This is a genomic window from Streptomyces sp. NPDC030840 (assembly GCF_055572015.1).
Window position 1 is genome coordinate 700,658 of sequence record NZ_JBVIEE010000002.1, and the last position, 14,909, is coordinate 715,566.

At 70.6% G+C, this 14,909-nt stretch carries 12 protein-coding genes; 9 read left to right on the top strand and 3 right to left on the bottom strand.

What is annotated here, in order from left to right; genetic code table 11:
- Nucleotides 1–108 precede the first annotated feature (108 nt).
- The 7 genes from ACZ49J_RS07165 (at nt 109) to ACZ49J_RS07195 (ending at nt 8,127) form a co-directional block, all read left to right on the top strand.
- A complete protein-coding gene (locus ACZ49J_RS07165; protein WP_467452244.1) occupies nt 109–1,485 on the top strand; it encodes an FAD-dependent oxidoreductase in 1,377 nt (458 codons plus the stop codon).
- Nucleotides 1,482–2,561 (top strand): NADP-dependent oxidoreductase, encoded by a 1,080-nt coding sequence (locus tag ACZ49J_RS07170; protein WP_467452245.1) that lies wholly within the window; start codon nt 1,482–1,484, stop codon nt 2,559–2,561. The genes ACZ49J_RS07165 and ACZ49J_RS07170 overlap by 4 nt, the downstream gene beginning before the upstream one ends.
- A 383-nt stretch (nt 2,562–2,944) precedes the next feature.
- The gene (locus tag ACZ49J_RS07175; protein ID WP_467452246.1) at nt 2,945–4,009 is read left to right on the top strand and encodes an extracellular solute-binding protein; all 1,065 of its coding nucleotides are present in this window, start codon (nt 2,945–2,947) and stop codon (nt 4,007–4,009) included.
- A 149-nt stretch (nt 4,010–4,158) separates the two neighbouring features.
- Nucleotides 4,159–5,334 (top strand): ABC transporter ATP-binding protein, encoded by a 1,176-nt coding sequence (locus tag ACZ49J_RS07180; protein WP_467452247.1) that lies wholly within the window; start codon nt 4,159–4,161, stop codon nt 5,332–5,334.
- A gap of 4 nt (nt 5,335–5,338) precedes the next feature.
- Entirely contained in the window at nt 5,339–7,078 is a 1,740-nt protein-coding gene (locus ACZ49J_RS07185; protein ID WP_467452249.1) for an ABC transporter permease, read from the top strand.
- An 18-nt stretch (nt 7,079–7,096) separates the two neighbouring features.
- Nucleotides 7,097–7,318, top strand: a complete 222-nt coding sequence (locus ACZ49J_RS07190; RefSeq protein WP_467452250.1) for a hypothetical protein — start codon at nt 7,097–7,099, stop codon at nt 7,316–7,318.
- A gap of 56 nt (nt 7,319–7,374) precedes the next feature.
- The gene (locus tag ACZ49J_RS07195; RefSeq protein WP_467452251.1) at nt 7,375–8,127 is read left to right on the top strand and encodes an SDR family NAD(P)-dependent oxidoreductase; all 753 of its coding nucleotides are present in this window, start codon (nt 7,375–7,377) and stop codon (nt 8,125–8,127) included.
- Between the two features lie 13 nt (nt 8,128–8,140).
- Here the strand turns inward: ACZ49J_RS07195 and ACZ49J_RS07200 are convergent, their stop codons facing one another.
- The 3 genes from ACZ49J_RS07200 to ACZ49J_RS07210 all read right to left on the bottom strand — a co-directional run bounded on the left by ACZ49J_RS07200 (nt 8,141) and on the right by ACZ49J_RS07210 (nt 11,182).
- Entirely contained in the window at nt 8,141–9,202 is a 1,062-nt protein-coding gene (locus ACZ49J_RS07200; protein WP_467452252.1) for an MBL fold metallo-hydrolase, read from the bottom strand.
- Nucleotides 9,203–9,306: 104 nt separating this feature from the next.
- Nucleotides 9,307–9,933 carry a TetR/AcrR family transcriptional regulator gene (locus ACZ49J_RS07205; protein WP_467452253.1) on the bottom strand — a complete coding sequence of 209 codons (627 nt, stop codon included), beginning with the start codon at nt 9,931–9,933 and terminating at the stop codon, nt 9,307–9,309.
- A gap of 406 nt (nt 9,934–10,339) precedes the next feature.
- A complete protein-coding gene (locus tag ACZ49J_RS07210) occupies nt 10,340–11,182 on the bottom strand; it encodes an SDR family NAD(P)-dependent oxidoreductase (protein ID WP_467452254.1) in 843 nt (280 codons plus the stop codon).
- A gap of 127 nt (nt 11,183–11,309) precedes the next feature.
- Here ACZ49J_RS07210 and ACZ49J_RS07215 point away from each other — a divergent pair, with 127 nt between their 5' ends.
- Both ACZ49J_RS07215 and ACZ49J_RS07220 read left to right on the top strand, forming a co-directional pair.
- Nucleotides 11,310–12,290: a formylglycine-generating enzyme family protein gene (locus ACZ49J_RS07215; RefSeq protein ID WP_467452255.1), complete on the top strand. Its 981-nt coding sequence runs from the start codon at nt 11,310–11,312 to the stop codon at nt 12,288–12,290.
- A gap of 300 nt (nt 12,291–12,590) precedes the next feature.
- Nucleotides 12,591–14,858 (top strand): arylsulfatase, encoded by a 2,268-nt coding sequence (locus ACZ49J_RS07220; protein WP_467452256.1) that lies wholly within the window; start codon nt 12,591–12,593, stop codon nt 14,856–14,858.
- Nucleotides 14,859–14,909 lie beyond the last annotated feature (51 nt).

A 14,909-nucleotide genomic window follows, 5' to 3' on the forward strand; every position in this document is an offset into this window, starting at 1 on the left:
GATTAGCTACCGGGCAGGACTGTTGACAGCGGGACCACGGAAAAGAAAATGAAGTCAGTTCAGGACATGAATCGCGATGTGATCGACGTCAAGGTGGGGTGAGTGCGCATGCCGGATCACCAAGGGGCCGACCTGCTCGTCATCGGCGCGGGGATGGCCGGTCTGACCGCGGCCGCGAGAGCCGTACGCGACGGCTTGTCCGTCGTGGTTGTCGAGATCGGCGACGACGTCGGGGGATCCGCGCGCTATGCCGGCTACGCCTGGACCGCGCCGAGTCACGAGGTGATGGAGCGGCACAATCCGCGCGGAGACACCTCGCTCAAGCGCGCCCTCGTGGACCGGTTCGAGGAGGGCATCGCCTGGATAAGGAGCACGGGAGTCGAGGTCAAGGACGCCCAGCCCATCCTGAGTTTCGGCCGGGGGCACCAGTTCGACACGAATCACTATGTCGACACATGCCGTCGCGTCATCGTCGACGCGGGTGGCACGCTGCTGCTCACCACCGGCACCGCGCGGCTCATGCTGGAGGACGGGGCGGTGACCGGAGCGGAACTCGTGACGGGCGACGGCGCACGGCAGAAGGTGCGCGCCACCTCGACGCTCCTCGCCACGGGCGGCTTCCAGGGCGACACGGAGCTCCGCGGCAAGCTCGTCCACCCCCACGCCGACCGCATGGAGCTGCGCTCCAACCCCCACAGCCGTGGCGCCGGTTACCGCCTGGCGACCGCCGCCGGGGCAGCGACCGGGGCGGACGCGGCCGGCTTCTACGGGCATCTGATCCCGAGCGGCGTCCCGTTCGCGGACCCGTCGGACTTCGTCGACCTGTCGCTCTACTACAGCGAGCACGCGTTGCTGTTCAACCTGGCGGGCGAGCGGTTCACCGACGAGACGCTGGGTGACCACCTCACGACGATGGCACTGATGGAACAGCCCGAGAACCGGGGGCTCCTCATCGCCGACGCCCGTGTCTTCCGCGACTGGGTGGTGGGTTCGTACGTCGAAGGCGCGGTCGCCGTCGACAAGTTCGCGCTCGCCGCCAAGCGTGGCGGACGGGTCGGCTTCGCCGAGAGCCTCGACGAGCTGGACTGCCTTCCCGAGGAGTGGGGTCACGACGGGCCGGCCGTCCGCGCGGCCGTCGAGCGGTTCAACGCCCGGACCGCGGCGGGCGAGGAACCGGTGCCGGGCCGCCGGCTCGACCGGTTGCCACTCGACGAGCCGCCCTACTACGTCATCGAGACGGTGCCGGCCATCACCTTCCCGTTCCACGGAATCCGCATCGACGACCACGCGCGGGTCCTGGGAGAGGACGGGCGGCCCGTGGAGGGGCTCCTCGCGGCGGGCTCGGACACCGGAGGCCTGTGGTACCGGGCCTACGCCGGTGGCATCGCGTCGGCCCTCGTGTTCGGGCTCACCGCCGCGGGGACCGCCACGGTCCGCGCCGCGAGAACCACGGGAGCCACGCGCCAAGGGGAGGCGCTGCTGTGATCGGCCGCGAGGTCCGGCCGGTCGCGTATCCCCGCGGCGAGGTCCGGCCGTCGGACTTCCGCGTCGTCGAGGCCGGGGTCCGGGAGCCGCGGCCGGGCGAGGTACTGGTCAGGAACACGTGGACGTCCGTCGACGCCGCTCTCCGGCTGCGGCTCCGCGAGGAGGCGCCGCCGGGATACTTCCCGGCCTTCCCCCTGGACGAGCCGATGGACGGGATCATGACCGTCGGGGAGGTCCTGGAGTCCCGCGCCGACGGGTTCGCCCCCGGCGACACGGTCTGGCACGCCTCCGGCTGGCGCGACTACGCGGTCGTCGAGGCCGGGACGCGGGCACTCGGCGGTGTCGGCACGCTCACCAGGCTCGACCTGCGCGTCGCACCCCCACAGGCCCATCTCGGCGCACTCGGCGCCAATGGGCTCACCGCCTACGCCGGTCTCTTCCATGTCGCGGGCCTGCGCGACGGAGACGTGGTCTGGGTCTCCGCCGCGGCCGGCGCCGTCGGCAGCCTCGTCGCGCAGATGGCGAAGATCCGGGGGCATCGCGTCATCGGCAGCGCGGGCTCCGACGAGAAGGTGCGCCACCTCCGGGAGGAACTCGGCCTGGACGCCGCGTTCAACTACAAGTGCGGCCCTCTGCCCGACCTCCTGCGCGAGGCGGCTCCGGACGGCATCGACGTGTACTTCGACAACGTCGGGGGCGACCACCTCCAGGCCGCCATCGGGGCGCTGCGGAGGGGGGGCCGCGTCGCGATCTGCGGCATGATCTCGGAGTACGCGGCGGATGCACCGCCGCACGGTCCTGGAAACCTCATGCTGGCGGTGACGAAGGGCCTGACGATTCGCGGCTTCCGAGGCAGCGACCACACCCACCTGCTGCCCGAGATGAGACAGCGGGTCGGCGCATGGCTCCGGGAGGGCCGACTCGACTGCCGTGAAACGGTCGTCGACGGGCTGGCGCAGGCGCCGGCGGCGCTGGCGGCACTGCTTCGGGGCGACAACACGGGCAAGACACTTGTGCGGATCGACGACCTCCCGCATCGTGAGAACCCCGTCGACGCCACCCACCATCGGCACTGAACTGACATGAGTTCAGTCGCTGCGGCGAGCCGACCGCAGGACCCCGCTCCCTCACGCCCGCGCCGGACCGGCCACCGGCCGACGCCTACGCGGCCAGTACGGGAGAAATACCCCAAGACGGCACCGTGCCCCCCTGAGGCGCATCCGAGATGCCCCTTTCACCCTCGCAAAGCGCCCGCGTCCCACTCCTGCGGGAGCACCCGATCGAGCACGGTCACCCCGCCCCGCCACCGCCGCCGCAAGGCCTGCGCATTCTATTGCCTAACTTAGTTCAGTTTGGTAATTTCCCTCCCATCTTGGCCATCCGGCCAACCGCCGAGCGCGCGTCCGCGCTGGTGTGAGCCGGTTCGGGCGGGAGCCGGGTTCAGGCAAGGGAGCCGAGAATGAGATCCGATCCGCGACGGCGCGGGGCACTGCTCATCCTGCTGTCGATCACCTCACTGCTGCTCGCCGCGTGTGGCGGCGGCAACGACAACAACGCCGAGTCCAAGGTCGTCCCCGCGTCGGCGGGCATGGACCAACTGGTCGCCGCGGCGAAGAAGGAAGGTCAGGTCACCGTCTACTCGGCCCAGGACCTGACCGCCCTCAACAATCTCGCGAAGGCCTTCGAGGCCAAGTACCCGGGGATCGACGTCAAGACCGTCCGCGGTGTCGACGGTGACCTGGGGGTGAAGGTCGAGACGGAGTTCAACTCCGGCAAGGGCATCGCCGACATGTACGTGAGCGCGAGCCTGTCCTGGGTGCAGCCGCAGGCCAAGGCCGGGCGGTTCCTCGCGCCGACCGGCCCCGAACTGACCGGCAAGGGTGACTACGACACCAAGGAGTACGTCCACAAGGGCAACTACTTCGAGACCAACTCCGCGGTCCTCACCTTCGGTTGGAACACCAAGCTCTACCCCGAGGGCATGACCGACTACACGGACCTGCTGGACCCGAAGCTCGCCGGCGGGAAGATCGGCGTCATCGAGCCGACGGCGCCCTCGATCGTCGACTTCTACCTGTGGCTGGAGGAGAAGTACGGCGCCGACTTCGTGAAGAAGCTGGCCGCCCAGAAGCCGCGCATCTACCCCAGCGCCCTGCCGATGGGTGAGGCGCTGCAGTCCGGCGAGATCGCCGCCGGCAGCTTCGTGGCGCCGATCGCGCTCGACCCCGCCAAGAAGAAGGGCGCGCCGGTCGACTACCGCATGCCGCCGGACGGCGCGTGGGGTGCCCGCTACTACGGCATGGTGCTCAGCACCGCCCCGCACCCGAACGCCGGCCAGCTGTTCGCCAACTTCATGGTGACCGCCAAGGGACAGCAGCTGATCACCCCGTCGGCCGGCTCGGTGCTGCCCAAGGTCCCCGGGACAGTGATCACCAACGACAAGGTGCGGGTGCAGGATCCGGCCAAGCTCACACCGGACGCCGTGGCCGCGTACCAGAAGAAGTGGAAGTCCCTCTTCCAGTAGGGGCGGTGGACGGCATCTGCTGGAACCGATGCCACAGCGGCGGGGGCGCCCGCACCCGCGCCCCCGCCTCCGCTCCCGCACCCGCGCCGACGGGTGCGGGAGCGGGTTTCGGGTGCCCACTCACCTGATCCCGGATGTAAGGAGTCCCCGTGTCCCACGTGCGGATCGAGGGTCTGACAAAGAGGTTCGCCGGCAAGCCGCCCGCGGTCGCCGTGGACGACCTGTCACTGGAGATCGAGCCGGGCGAGTTCGTTGTCCTGCTCGGGCCGAGCGGCTGTGGGAAGACCACCACCCTGCGCTGTCTGGCCGGTCTGGAGACGCCCGACGAGGGACACATCTCGCTGGGCGACCAGACCGTGCTGGACGTACGCGGGAAGGTCGACTTCCCTCCGAACAGGCGGAACATCGGGATGGTGTTCCAGTCGTACGCGCTGTGGCCGCACATGACGGTGCGCCGCAACATCGGATACCCGCTCAGAACCCGGCGGGTGGCCCGTGACCAGGCGCGCCGGCGGATCGAGGAGGCGGCGGAGCTCGTCGACTGCGCCGCCCTGCTCGACCGGTATCCGGCACAGCTCAGCGGTGGCCAGCAGCAGCGGGTCGCCCTGGCCCGCGGCCTGGCCGCCCAGCCCGACCTGGTGCTCTTCGACGAGCCGCTGAGCAACCTCGACGCCCGGCTGCGCGACCAGGTCCGCGCACAGCTCCACGAGCTGCACGCACGGCTGGGCTTCACCGCCGTGTTCGTCACGCACGACCAGAGCGAGGCGCTGGCGCTCGGCGACCGCCTGGCGATCATGAAGGCGGGACGGATCGAGCAACTCGACTCACCCGAGCGCGTCTTCGAGGAACCGGCCACCGAGTACGTCGCCGGGTTCATCGGCATGTCCAACCGGTTGCCGCTGCGGCGTGAGGGCGAGGGGTGGTCCCTCGCGGGCGCACCGGGCGCCGGCGGCCAGACGGGTCCGGCGGGTTGGGCCGTGGTGGGCGAACTCCCGGTGCCCCGCTCCTACGGCGAGATCACCGCCCGGCTGCGCCCCGACGACCTCGAGCTCTGTCCGGCCGAGGAGAAACCGCCGGCCCACGGAGTCGGGCTCGCGGCAGAGGTCGTCGACGCGCAGTTCGGCGGGCGCCACATGGACGTGGTCGTCGCGATCGGGGACGCCCGCCTGCACGCCCGGGCGTCCCTGACCGGCAGGCCCTGGGCCCGGGAACTGTCGCGCGGACAGCTGGTGACCGCGTGGTTCGCCAGGGACGGGGCCCTCTACTACGACGCCGACGGGGTCCGCGCAGCCGCGAACGCCCCCGCCGCCGCGGTGGAGGCGTGACGTCATGGCCGCACCCGCCGTACCCGCCCCCTCCCCCACGACGGCACCGCCGCCCCCGGCCTCGCCCCGCCCGACCACGACGGCCCGAGTGCGACGCCACCTGCCGCGCCTCGGCGCACTCCTCTTCCTGGCCGGCATCGGCTACCTGGTGGTCGCGCCGCTGGTAGGCCTGCAACGGCTGGCCTTCGAGGACGGCGCCCGTGGCTACAGCGCCGCCTTCGACGACCCGGACCTGGCGAAGACGCTGTGGACGACGGCCGGTCTCGCCCTGGGTTCCCTGGCCATCGCGCTCGTCCTCGGCACGTTCCTGGCGTGGGCGGCGACCCGCCTGCCGCCCCGGTTGCGGCTGCTGCGGGTCCTGCCCATCCTGCCCATCGTGGTCCCGGCCGTCGCGGCGGTGACCGGCTGGGCGTTCCTGTTCTCGCCCCGACCCGGCTACCTCAACGCGGCTCTGCGTCACCTGCCCTGGTGGAACCATCTCGACGAGGGTCCCGTCGACATCTACACGCTGCCGTGGATCGTGCTGATCACCGGCTTCGGCCTGACCGCGTTCGTCTACCTGTTCGTCAGCGCCGGCTTCGGCAACATCAACGCGGAGCTGATCGAGGCGGCACAGGTCAACGGCTCGTCGGCCGCCGGGGTGTTCTTCCGGGTGACGCTGCCGCTGCTGCGCCCGACCCTGGTGTACGGCGGTTTCGTCGCGCTGATGCTGGGACTCGGCCAGTTCACGGGCCCGCTGCTGCTCGGCAGGAACAACGGCATCGACGTTCTCACCACCGACATGTACGTCGCGGTCTCGCAGAGCCCGGTCGACTACGGCAGAGCCGCCGCGATCGGCTCACCGCTGCTTGTCTTCGGTATCGCCGTCGTCCTCTTCCAGAAGGTGATCCTCGGCGACCACAGCCGCTTCGTCACCCACGGCGGCAAGGCCTTCCGGTCCGGTGGGCGGCCGTCCTGGGTGGCGGTCACCGGCATCGTCCTCTACGGCCTGGTGGCGCTCGCACTGCCGCTGGGCGCGCTCACGGTGGTGTCGCTGTCGGCCTTCTGGAGCGGGAAGATCGAACCGAGCGGGTTCACGCTGGGCAACTTCCGGCGCGTGTTCCAGGAGTCCGGGATCACCGACGCGATCGTCAACAGCCTGACCACGTCGGTCATCTCCGTGGCCATCGCGCTCCCCCTCGGCTTCGTCGCCGCCTCTCTGCTGCTCAAGGGGCGCCGGTTCCGCGTCATCCGGGCCGCGGTCGACTTCATCGTGGCGATGCCCCTCGGGATCCCCGCGGTGGTCTTCGGCGCCGGCTTCCTGCTGACGTACAGCCGCGAGCCGTTCATCCTGTACGGCACCCGAACGGTGATCGTCCTGGTCTACGTGACCCTGATGCTGCCCTTCGCCACCAGGATGCAGCTGTCCGGAATGGTGGCGCTCGGCGACACCTACCTGGAGGCGTCGCGGACCAGCGGGGCGGGCGCGCTGCGGACCACCACCGAGATCGTGCTGCCGCTGCTGCGTCCCACGCTCGCGGGTGCCGGTGCGCTGATGTTCGTGCTCCTCACCCACGAGTTCACCGCCTCGCTGCTGGTGCGGGCGCCCACGACGCAGGTCATGGGCACCATCCTGTTCGACTACTGGTCCAACGGCTCCTATCCGCTGGTCGCGGCCATCGCGCTCGTGATGACGCTGGTGACGTCGGTGGGCGTCTTCGTGGCCATGTCGGTCGCGGGTTCCGACATCTTCGAGAAGCTGTGAAGGGGGCTGAGGACGGGCATGCGCATCGGCTCACTGGACGGCAGGACGGTCCTCGTGACCGACGCCGAGGCGATCGTGTGCGACCCGCGCGACCGCCACGGCATCGAGACCATGGTGGCCCACGCGGTGGAGATGGCCGGGCTCGCCCGCTTCCTGGCCTCCGACGACGCGGCCTTCAACACCGGCGCCTCGTACGTCATCGACGGCGGCGCGCCGGCGTGGCGCGGGATCAGGGCGTGAACGTGCGTGACCGGAGCGTCGACGTCCGGCACACCTGGGAAGGGATGTGAGGAGTGGTGAGGGAATCCCGGCTCTCGGGAAAGGTGGCCCTCGTGACCGGTGCCACCGGAGGAATCGGCGAGGCGATCGTGCGGCGGCTGGCGGACGAGGGCGCGGCCGTCGTGGTCACCGACCTCGATGCGGAGCGGTGCGAGAAGCTCGCCGGGGAACTGCCGGGCGATGCCCTCGGACTGCGTCTGGACGTCACCGACGAGACGGCCTGGGAGACGCTCGTCGCCGAGGTGACCGACCGTCTCGGCGGTCTGCAGGTGCTGGTCAACAACGCGGGGATCGCCACGATGAACACGGTGGAGACCGAGACCCAGGAGACCTGGGACCGGGTCATCGGGGTGACGCAGACCGGCGTGTGGCTCGGTATGAAGCACGGCGGCGCGGCCATCGAGCGTTCCGGCGGCGGCTCCGTCGTCAACGTCGCCTCGATCTTCGGTACGGTCGGCGGCTTCGGCGCCCAGTTCTCGTACCACGCGGCCAAGGGCGCCGTACGGCTGATGACCAAGAACGCGGCGCTGCACTGGGCCAGGCGCGGTGTGCGGGTCAACTCGCTGCATCCCGGTTTCATCGAGACGCCCCTGTCCCGGGAGTTGTGGAAGGGGACGCCGCGGCTGGCCGCGATGATCGAGGGCACCCCGCTCGGCCGGCTGGGCACGACCGAGGAGGTGGCGGCGGCCGTGGCGTTCCTCGCCTCGGACGACGCGGGCTTCATGACCGGCTCGGAGCTCTACGTCGACGGAGGCTGGACGGCGCGCTGAGCCGCCGTCCGGCCTACGCCGGCACCGCGACCGACCTGTCGCCGTCGGCGCACCGCGCGTACCGGTGCACTCCGTCCACGGAGGTACGGCCGGCCAGGCCCCGGGCCACGAGGACGTCCAGGTGTGCCGCCGTCTCGTTGACGGCCAGCATCTGGTTGAAGGGGTTCAGGTCCTCGAAGGCCACTTTGCGCCTGGTCCAGCCGAGTTCCCGGGCCACGGTGTGGGCGTCGGTGGTGCGCCCGCCGAGGACGGCGAGCGTCTCGTCGAGCCGGTCGTCGTGGTGGGCCAGCAGCTCCGCGGCCCTGCGGTGGACGCTGTCCCCGACGGGACCGTGCGCGGGCAGCAGAGTGGCGTCGGCGAGCGTGGTCATGAGCCGGAGCGAGGCGAGGTAGTCGCCCAGGGGCAGCCCGGGGCCGTCACCGAGTTCGAAGCCGATGGACGGGGTGATGTGCGGCAGGACGTGGTCCCCGGAGAACAGCAGCCCCCGGGCCTCGTCCAGGTAGACCACGTGGCCCTTGGTGTGGCCGGGTGTCGGTACGACGCGCAGCGTGCGGGCCCCGAACCGCAGTTCCCCCGCCTCCAGCCAGCGGTCGGGCGCCTCCCACACGGCGGGGTCGAAGCCGCCGTGGTCCATCGCCTCGATACGGTCGGCCAGTTCGTGGGCGCCCGCCAGGCGCAGCGTGCGCAGCGAACCCACGGGCTGGTCGGTGCGGAGCTCGCCGAGCAGTTCCAGGCCGCGCCGCTCGCCGGAGCCGAGGTAGACCCGGGAGCCGAGCAGGCGGCGCAGTTCCACGGCCTGGGTGTAGTGGTCGCGGTGGATGTGGGTGACCAGGACGTGGGTGATCTCGGCGAGGTCGTGGCCGAGGCCCGCGAGGGCGTCCTCCAGCGCCTTGCGGGACTCGGGGATCGACCAGCCGCCGTCGATCAGGACCAGGCCGTCGTCCTCTTCCAGCACGTACACGTTGACGGCGCGCAGCCCGTCCTCCGGCAGTGGGAGGGGTACACGGTGCACCCCGGGCCGTACGGTCTGGGCTCCGCTCCGCGCCCACTGTCCTCGGTCGAAACGGGTCGTCATACGTCTCCCAGCTCACGGTGCCTTTAACCTGAATTCAGTTCAATTCGAGGATAGTGCGGGCACCCCGCCCCCACAAGAGGCGGAGCGAACCCGGGCCGGGGGCGCTACTCCCCGACCATGCGCACCACGCATCCCTCGATCAGATCGCTGATCTCCGGCAGCGGGATCGCCCCGCTCGGGCGGTACCACCGCCACACGCTGACGATCATGCCGAGCACGGCCAGCCCGAGCATGTGCGCGTCCCGCACGGGGAACACGCCCTTCGCCATGCCGCGCACCAGCAGGTTCGTCCAGTCCCGCTCCACCATCTGCACCAGCTGCCGCGCGGCGATCCGCTCGGCCTCCTCGCGCTTGGACTTCCGCGGCGTGGCGAGCAGCGACATGTTGGCCTGAAGTACGCGCATCTGCCGGATCTCCCGCTCCGACACCGCGAAGGCGGAGCGGACCCCGGCCCTGAGCGCCTCGACGGGGTCCGGCTCATCGGCCGTCGCCTCGGTGAACATGTCGTGGGAGCGCTGCAGTTCCAGCCGCATGATGGTGAGCAGGCAGTGCGCCTTGGACTCGAAGTAGTGGTAGAGCGCGGTCTGCCCGATACCGACCCGGTCGGCCACGTCCGACCACTTGGTGGTCTCGTATCCGGTCTCGCCGAAGTACTCCACCGCGGCCTCCAGAATGGCCGCCCGCTTGGACCTGGGCCCCTCGTCCGGATCCACGATGCGCGCCCTCGCCATTGCCTCTCCCTGCGCTCCGCGACCGGCTCCTGCCACCGATCGGTTGTCCGAGGGTAGACCTACTTGAACTCGGTTACGAATTCGGCCGGCCCCGGACAGGCCATGGCACGCCCCGCGGCGGACCAGGAAGGGCGGCCCCGCCCGCGCGACCACCACCGTACGCCCGCGCGGGGGGACGGAGCAGCCGCCGCGCCTGCCACGCCCTCGACCGCACCGGGCCACCGCGACGGCGGTCCGGCGGTGAGGAGGGGTTCCCGGACTCGAACTGGATCTCGTTCCCGACAGCCATCCAACCCGCCCTTCGGATGGAACTGAGTTCACTTGACGCTCAGGGCCCGGGGCGCCCTGTCAACCACTCACGCCGCACCGTGGGGCCGGCCGGATCAGCACCCCACGGGGTCGCTCGCTACGCCGTGAACCGGCCGCCGTTGGCGAGCAGCACCGCGCCGACGAGGTTCGCCGCCTCGTCACTCGCCAGGAACAGCGCGATGTCGGCGATCTCCCCGGGCGTGGCGTACGGGCGCACGCGGGCGCCGGTGAAGCCCTCGCGCAGCACCTCGGGCGTCTTGGCCGCCATGGCCGTCTCGGTCGGGCCGGGGGCCACCGTGTTGACGCGCACACCGAACGCGATGGCCTCCTTGGCGACGGACTGACTCAGCGCCTGCGCACCGGCCTTGGAGGCCGCGTAGTGCGGATACCCGGTGAGCGCGTCGAAGGCCGCGGAGGAGCCGAAGGTGACGACGGCTCCCGACCGGTTCGGCCGCATCACCCGCAGGGCGGCGCGCAGGACGTGGAAGGTTCCGTCCAGGTTGATCCGCAGAACCCGTCGCCACGCCTCGTCGCCGAGGCGGGTGGTCACTTCGGGCGGTCGTCCGCCGAGCACCGCGTCGGCCAGCCACTGCTTCACGGTGGGGTCGTCGACGCCGGCCGCGTGCACCACCACGTCCAGCCGGCCACACTCCCGCACCACCTCGCCGAATGCCCGGTCGACCTGACCGGCGTCCGCCACGTCCAGCGTCACGGCGCGGCCTCCGACCAGCTCTTTCGCCACCGCTTCGGCCGCCGGCCCGTTGATGTCCGCCGCGACGACGGCCTCGGCGCCCTGCGCGGCCAGCCCGCGGGCGACCGCCGCCCCGATGCCGGAGCCCGCGCCGGTGACGAGCGCGACCCGCCCCGCGAAACGGCCCCTGCCCACTCCCCTGCCACCCATCGGGCCACCACCCCACTCCAGATACTGAACTGACTTCATTTTTGCCAAGCTGCCGGGCATGTCAACAGGCGGCGCCTGAAGGGCGGGTGCGCTCCTGCCGCGGCACGGACCCGTCCGCGTACGGTGGGGTCGTTGGCCGAGATCACCAGCCGTGGCCGGAGGAGCGATGTCAGACGCCTGTTGCGCACCCACGCCAGGGGGTGACCGCGAGGCCCCCGAGCCGGCCACCGCACGGCTCCAGGCCCCCGAACGGGACCGGGCGCAGGGGCTGCGCGCCATGCTGCACATTCCCGGAGGGGCGTTCCTGATGGGAGGCGAGGACCCCGACGCGTTCCCCGAGGACGGTGAGGGCCCGGTCCGCGAGGTGCGGTTGTCGCCGTTCCTCATCGACGCGACCACCGTCACCAACAGGCAGTTCGCGGCCTTCGTCCGCAGCAGCGGCTACGAGAGCGACGCTGAGCGGTACGGCTGGTCCTTCGTGTTCTACGCGCTCGTCCACCCTGAAGCCCGGCATCTGGTGCGCGACGGCACAGTGGCGCAGGCACCCTGGTGGCTCCCGGTGGACGGGGCCTGCTGGTCGGCTCCCTACGGGCCCGGCTCGTCATGGACCGACCTGTCGAATCACCCTGTCGTCCACGTCTCGTGGCGCGACGCGTCCGCCTACGCGGCGTGGGCGGGCAAGCGCCTGCCCACGGAGGCGGAGTGGGAGATGGCGGCACGTGGCGGCCTGGCGGGCTCCCGCTTCCCCTGGGGCGATGAGCTCCTTCCCCGGGGGCAGCACCGGTGCAACATCTGGCAGGGGACGTTCCCGCAGGTCAACACAGGCGAGGACGGGTATCTGGGAACCGCGCCGGTCAAGAGCTACCGGCCCAACAACTTCGGCCTGTACAACGCATCGGGCAACGTGTGGGAATGGTGCTCCGACTGGTGGAGCACCACATGGCACGCGGCCGACCGCCCGGAGACCCGCCAGGACCCGGCCGGGCCTCCCACGGGGCACGCGAAGGTGATCCGCGGCGGCTCCTACCTGTGCCACGCGTCGTACTGCAACCGCTACCGCGTCGCCGCGCGCACCTCCAACACCCCCGACAGCAGCACCGGCCACATGGGGTTCCGCTGTGCGGCGGACCTGCCCGGACAGGACTGACGGACCGCTCGGGCGACCGCTGCCGGCGTAACTCGGGCCTGGGAACCGCCGCTTGAGACGCCGCGCGGGCTTGGGGCAGCTGTGGTTGACACCGCAACAGGAGCGGGGAAAACTACACCTAGGCTACTGGTTTGACCAGTTAACTGGAATCTTCCTCTGGACCTCCAGGAGTCTGCGGCCGCGGCAAGCCTTGGGGTACCGCCCGCCCGACCGCCGCGCCGTCGAGCAGGTGCGATGAGCGCGGACCGCGCTGCCGCCACGGCACACAGCTTCGAACGTCCATGCAAAGGAGCGTCCTGGATGACCACCTCCTCTCCGCACCGGCCCTCCGCGAGCGGTGCCTTCCCAGGCAGGATCGGCACGACCTACGAGGAGTCGACTCCGTGGTGGCCCGACGAGCAGGCGCTTCCCGCCGACACGCCCAATGTCGTGGTCATCGTGCTCGACGACGTCGGCTTCTCCGACCTCGGGTGCTTCGGCTCGGACATAGACACCCCCGCCATGGACGCCCTCGCCGACGGCGGCCTCCGCTACGCGAACTTCCACACCACGACGCTGTGTTCACCGACCCGCGCCAGCCTGCTGACCGGCCGGAACCACCACTCTGTTGGCATGCGCATGCTGTCCAACTTCGACACCGGCTTCCCCAGCGGTCGCGGACGGATCACGACGGCCGCCGCGACACTGCCCGAGGTGCTGCGCGACAGCGGCTTCAACACCATGGCCGTGGGCAAGTGGCACCTGGCGCCGATGGAGCAGACCACCCCGTCCGGGCCGTACACCCAGTGGCCGCTGGGCCGCGGGTTCGAGCGCTACTACGGCTTCCTGGAAGCGGAGACGGACAGCTTCCATCCGGAACTGTTCTACGACAACCACGCCGTTGACCCGCCGAAGAGCCCGGAAGAGGGCTATCACCTCAGCGAGGACCTGGTCGACCGGGCGATCGGGTTCGTCCGGGACCAGACGTCGGTCACACCGGACAAGCCCTTCTTCCTGTACCTGGCGTTCGGCGCGGCGCACGCCCCGCACCAGGCTCCCCAGGAGTACCTGGAGAAGTACCGGGGCCGGTTCGACCACGGCTGGGACGCCGAGCGCGCCACCCGGCACGCCCGCCAGATCGAACGGGGCATCCTGCCGCCGGGCACCGAACTGGCGCCGCGCAACCCGGGGGTCCTGCCCTTCGACGAGCTGTCGGACGACGAGAAGAAGCTGTCCGTACGCCTCCAGGAGGCCTACGCGGCGATGCTCGACCACACCGACCACCAGATCGGCCGGCTCATGGAGTTCCTGGAGCGGATGGGCCGGAGCGAGAACACCATCACCATCCTGCTCTCGGACAACGGGGCCAGTCAGGAAGGCGGGCAGAAGGGTTCGCTCAACCCGACGGCGTTCCAGAACGGCATCCCCGAGGACCTGGACGAGATGGTCGCCCGGATCGATGACATCGGCACCACACGCGCTCACGCCAACTACCCCTGGGGCTGGGCACAGGCGGGGAACACGCCGTTCAAGCGCTACAAGCAGAACACCCACGAAGGCGGTGTCCGCTGCCCGCTCATCGTGCGGTGGCCCCGTGGGCTGCCGCGCACCGGCGAGGTCAGGCAGCAGTTCCACCACGTCAACGACATCGTCCCGACGCTCTTCGAACTGCTCGGCGTGCAGGCCCCCGAGGTCTACAACGGCATCCCCCAACTGCCGATCCACGGCGTCAGCATGGCCTACACCTTCGGCTCGCCGGCCGCGCCGACGCGCAAGGAGTCCCAGTACTTCGAGATGTTCGGGCACCGCGCGATCTGGCACGACGGCTGGAAGGCCGTCGCCTTCCACCAGCGCGGAACGTCCTTCGACGCGGACCAGTGGGAGCTCTACCACCACGACACCGACTTCTCGGAGTGCCACGACCTGGCGCGGGAGCGGCCCGAGCAACTGGAGAAGATGGTCGCCCGCTTCTGGGTGGAGGCGGGCAAGTACGACGTGCTGCCGCTGGACGACCAAGGTTTCGCCTACCGGGCGAAGATCCCGCGTCCCGGCTCTCCGCGCGACCGCACCACCTTCACCTACTACCCCGGCATGGCCCATCTGCCCGTCGCCGCGGTGCCGCCGGTGATGAACCGCGCACACCGCATCACCGCGTTCGTGGACCGGGCCGCCGCGTCGGACGAGGGGGTCCTGGTGTCCCTGGGCAACATCAGCAGCGGATACGTCCTGTACGTCAAGGACAACCGGCTGGTCTACGAGTACAACTTCCTCGGCACCCGGTACACGGTGACCTCGGAGGAAGAACTCCCGGTCGGCCCGGCGGAACTGACCTTCGAGTTCGTCAAGACCGGTGACATGCGGGGAGTCGGCCACCTCTACGTGTCGGGACGGCAGGTCGGGACCGGGGACATCCCACGGGTCCTGCCGCACTTCCTGGGGTGGCAGGGACTCGACGTCGGCAAGGACACCCTGTCGCCCTCCTCGCCCGGCTACGACGGCGCGTTCGCGTTCTCCGGGGCGTTCGAGAAGGTCGTCTTCACGGTCGCGCCCGACGAAGAGGGCAAGGAACCCTTCGAACGCATCGACTGACTCGCCCCGCCGACCCCGTTGGCAGGTCGAGGGCCGCTCCGCTGGTCAGCG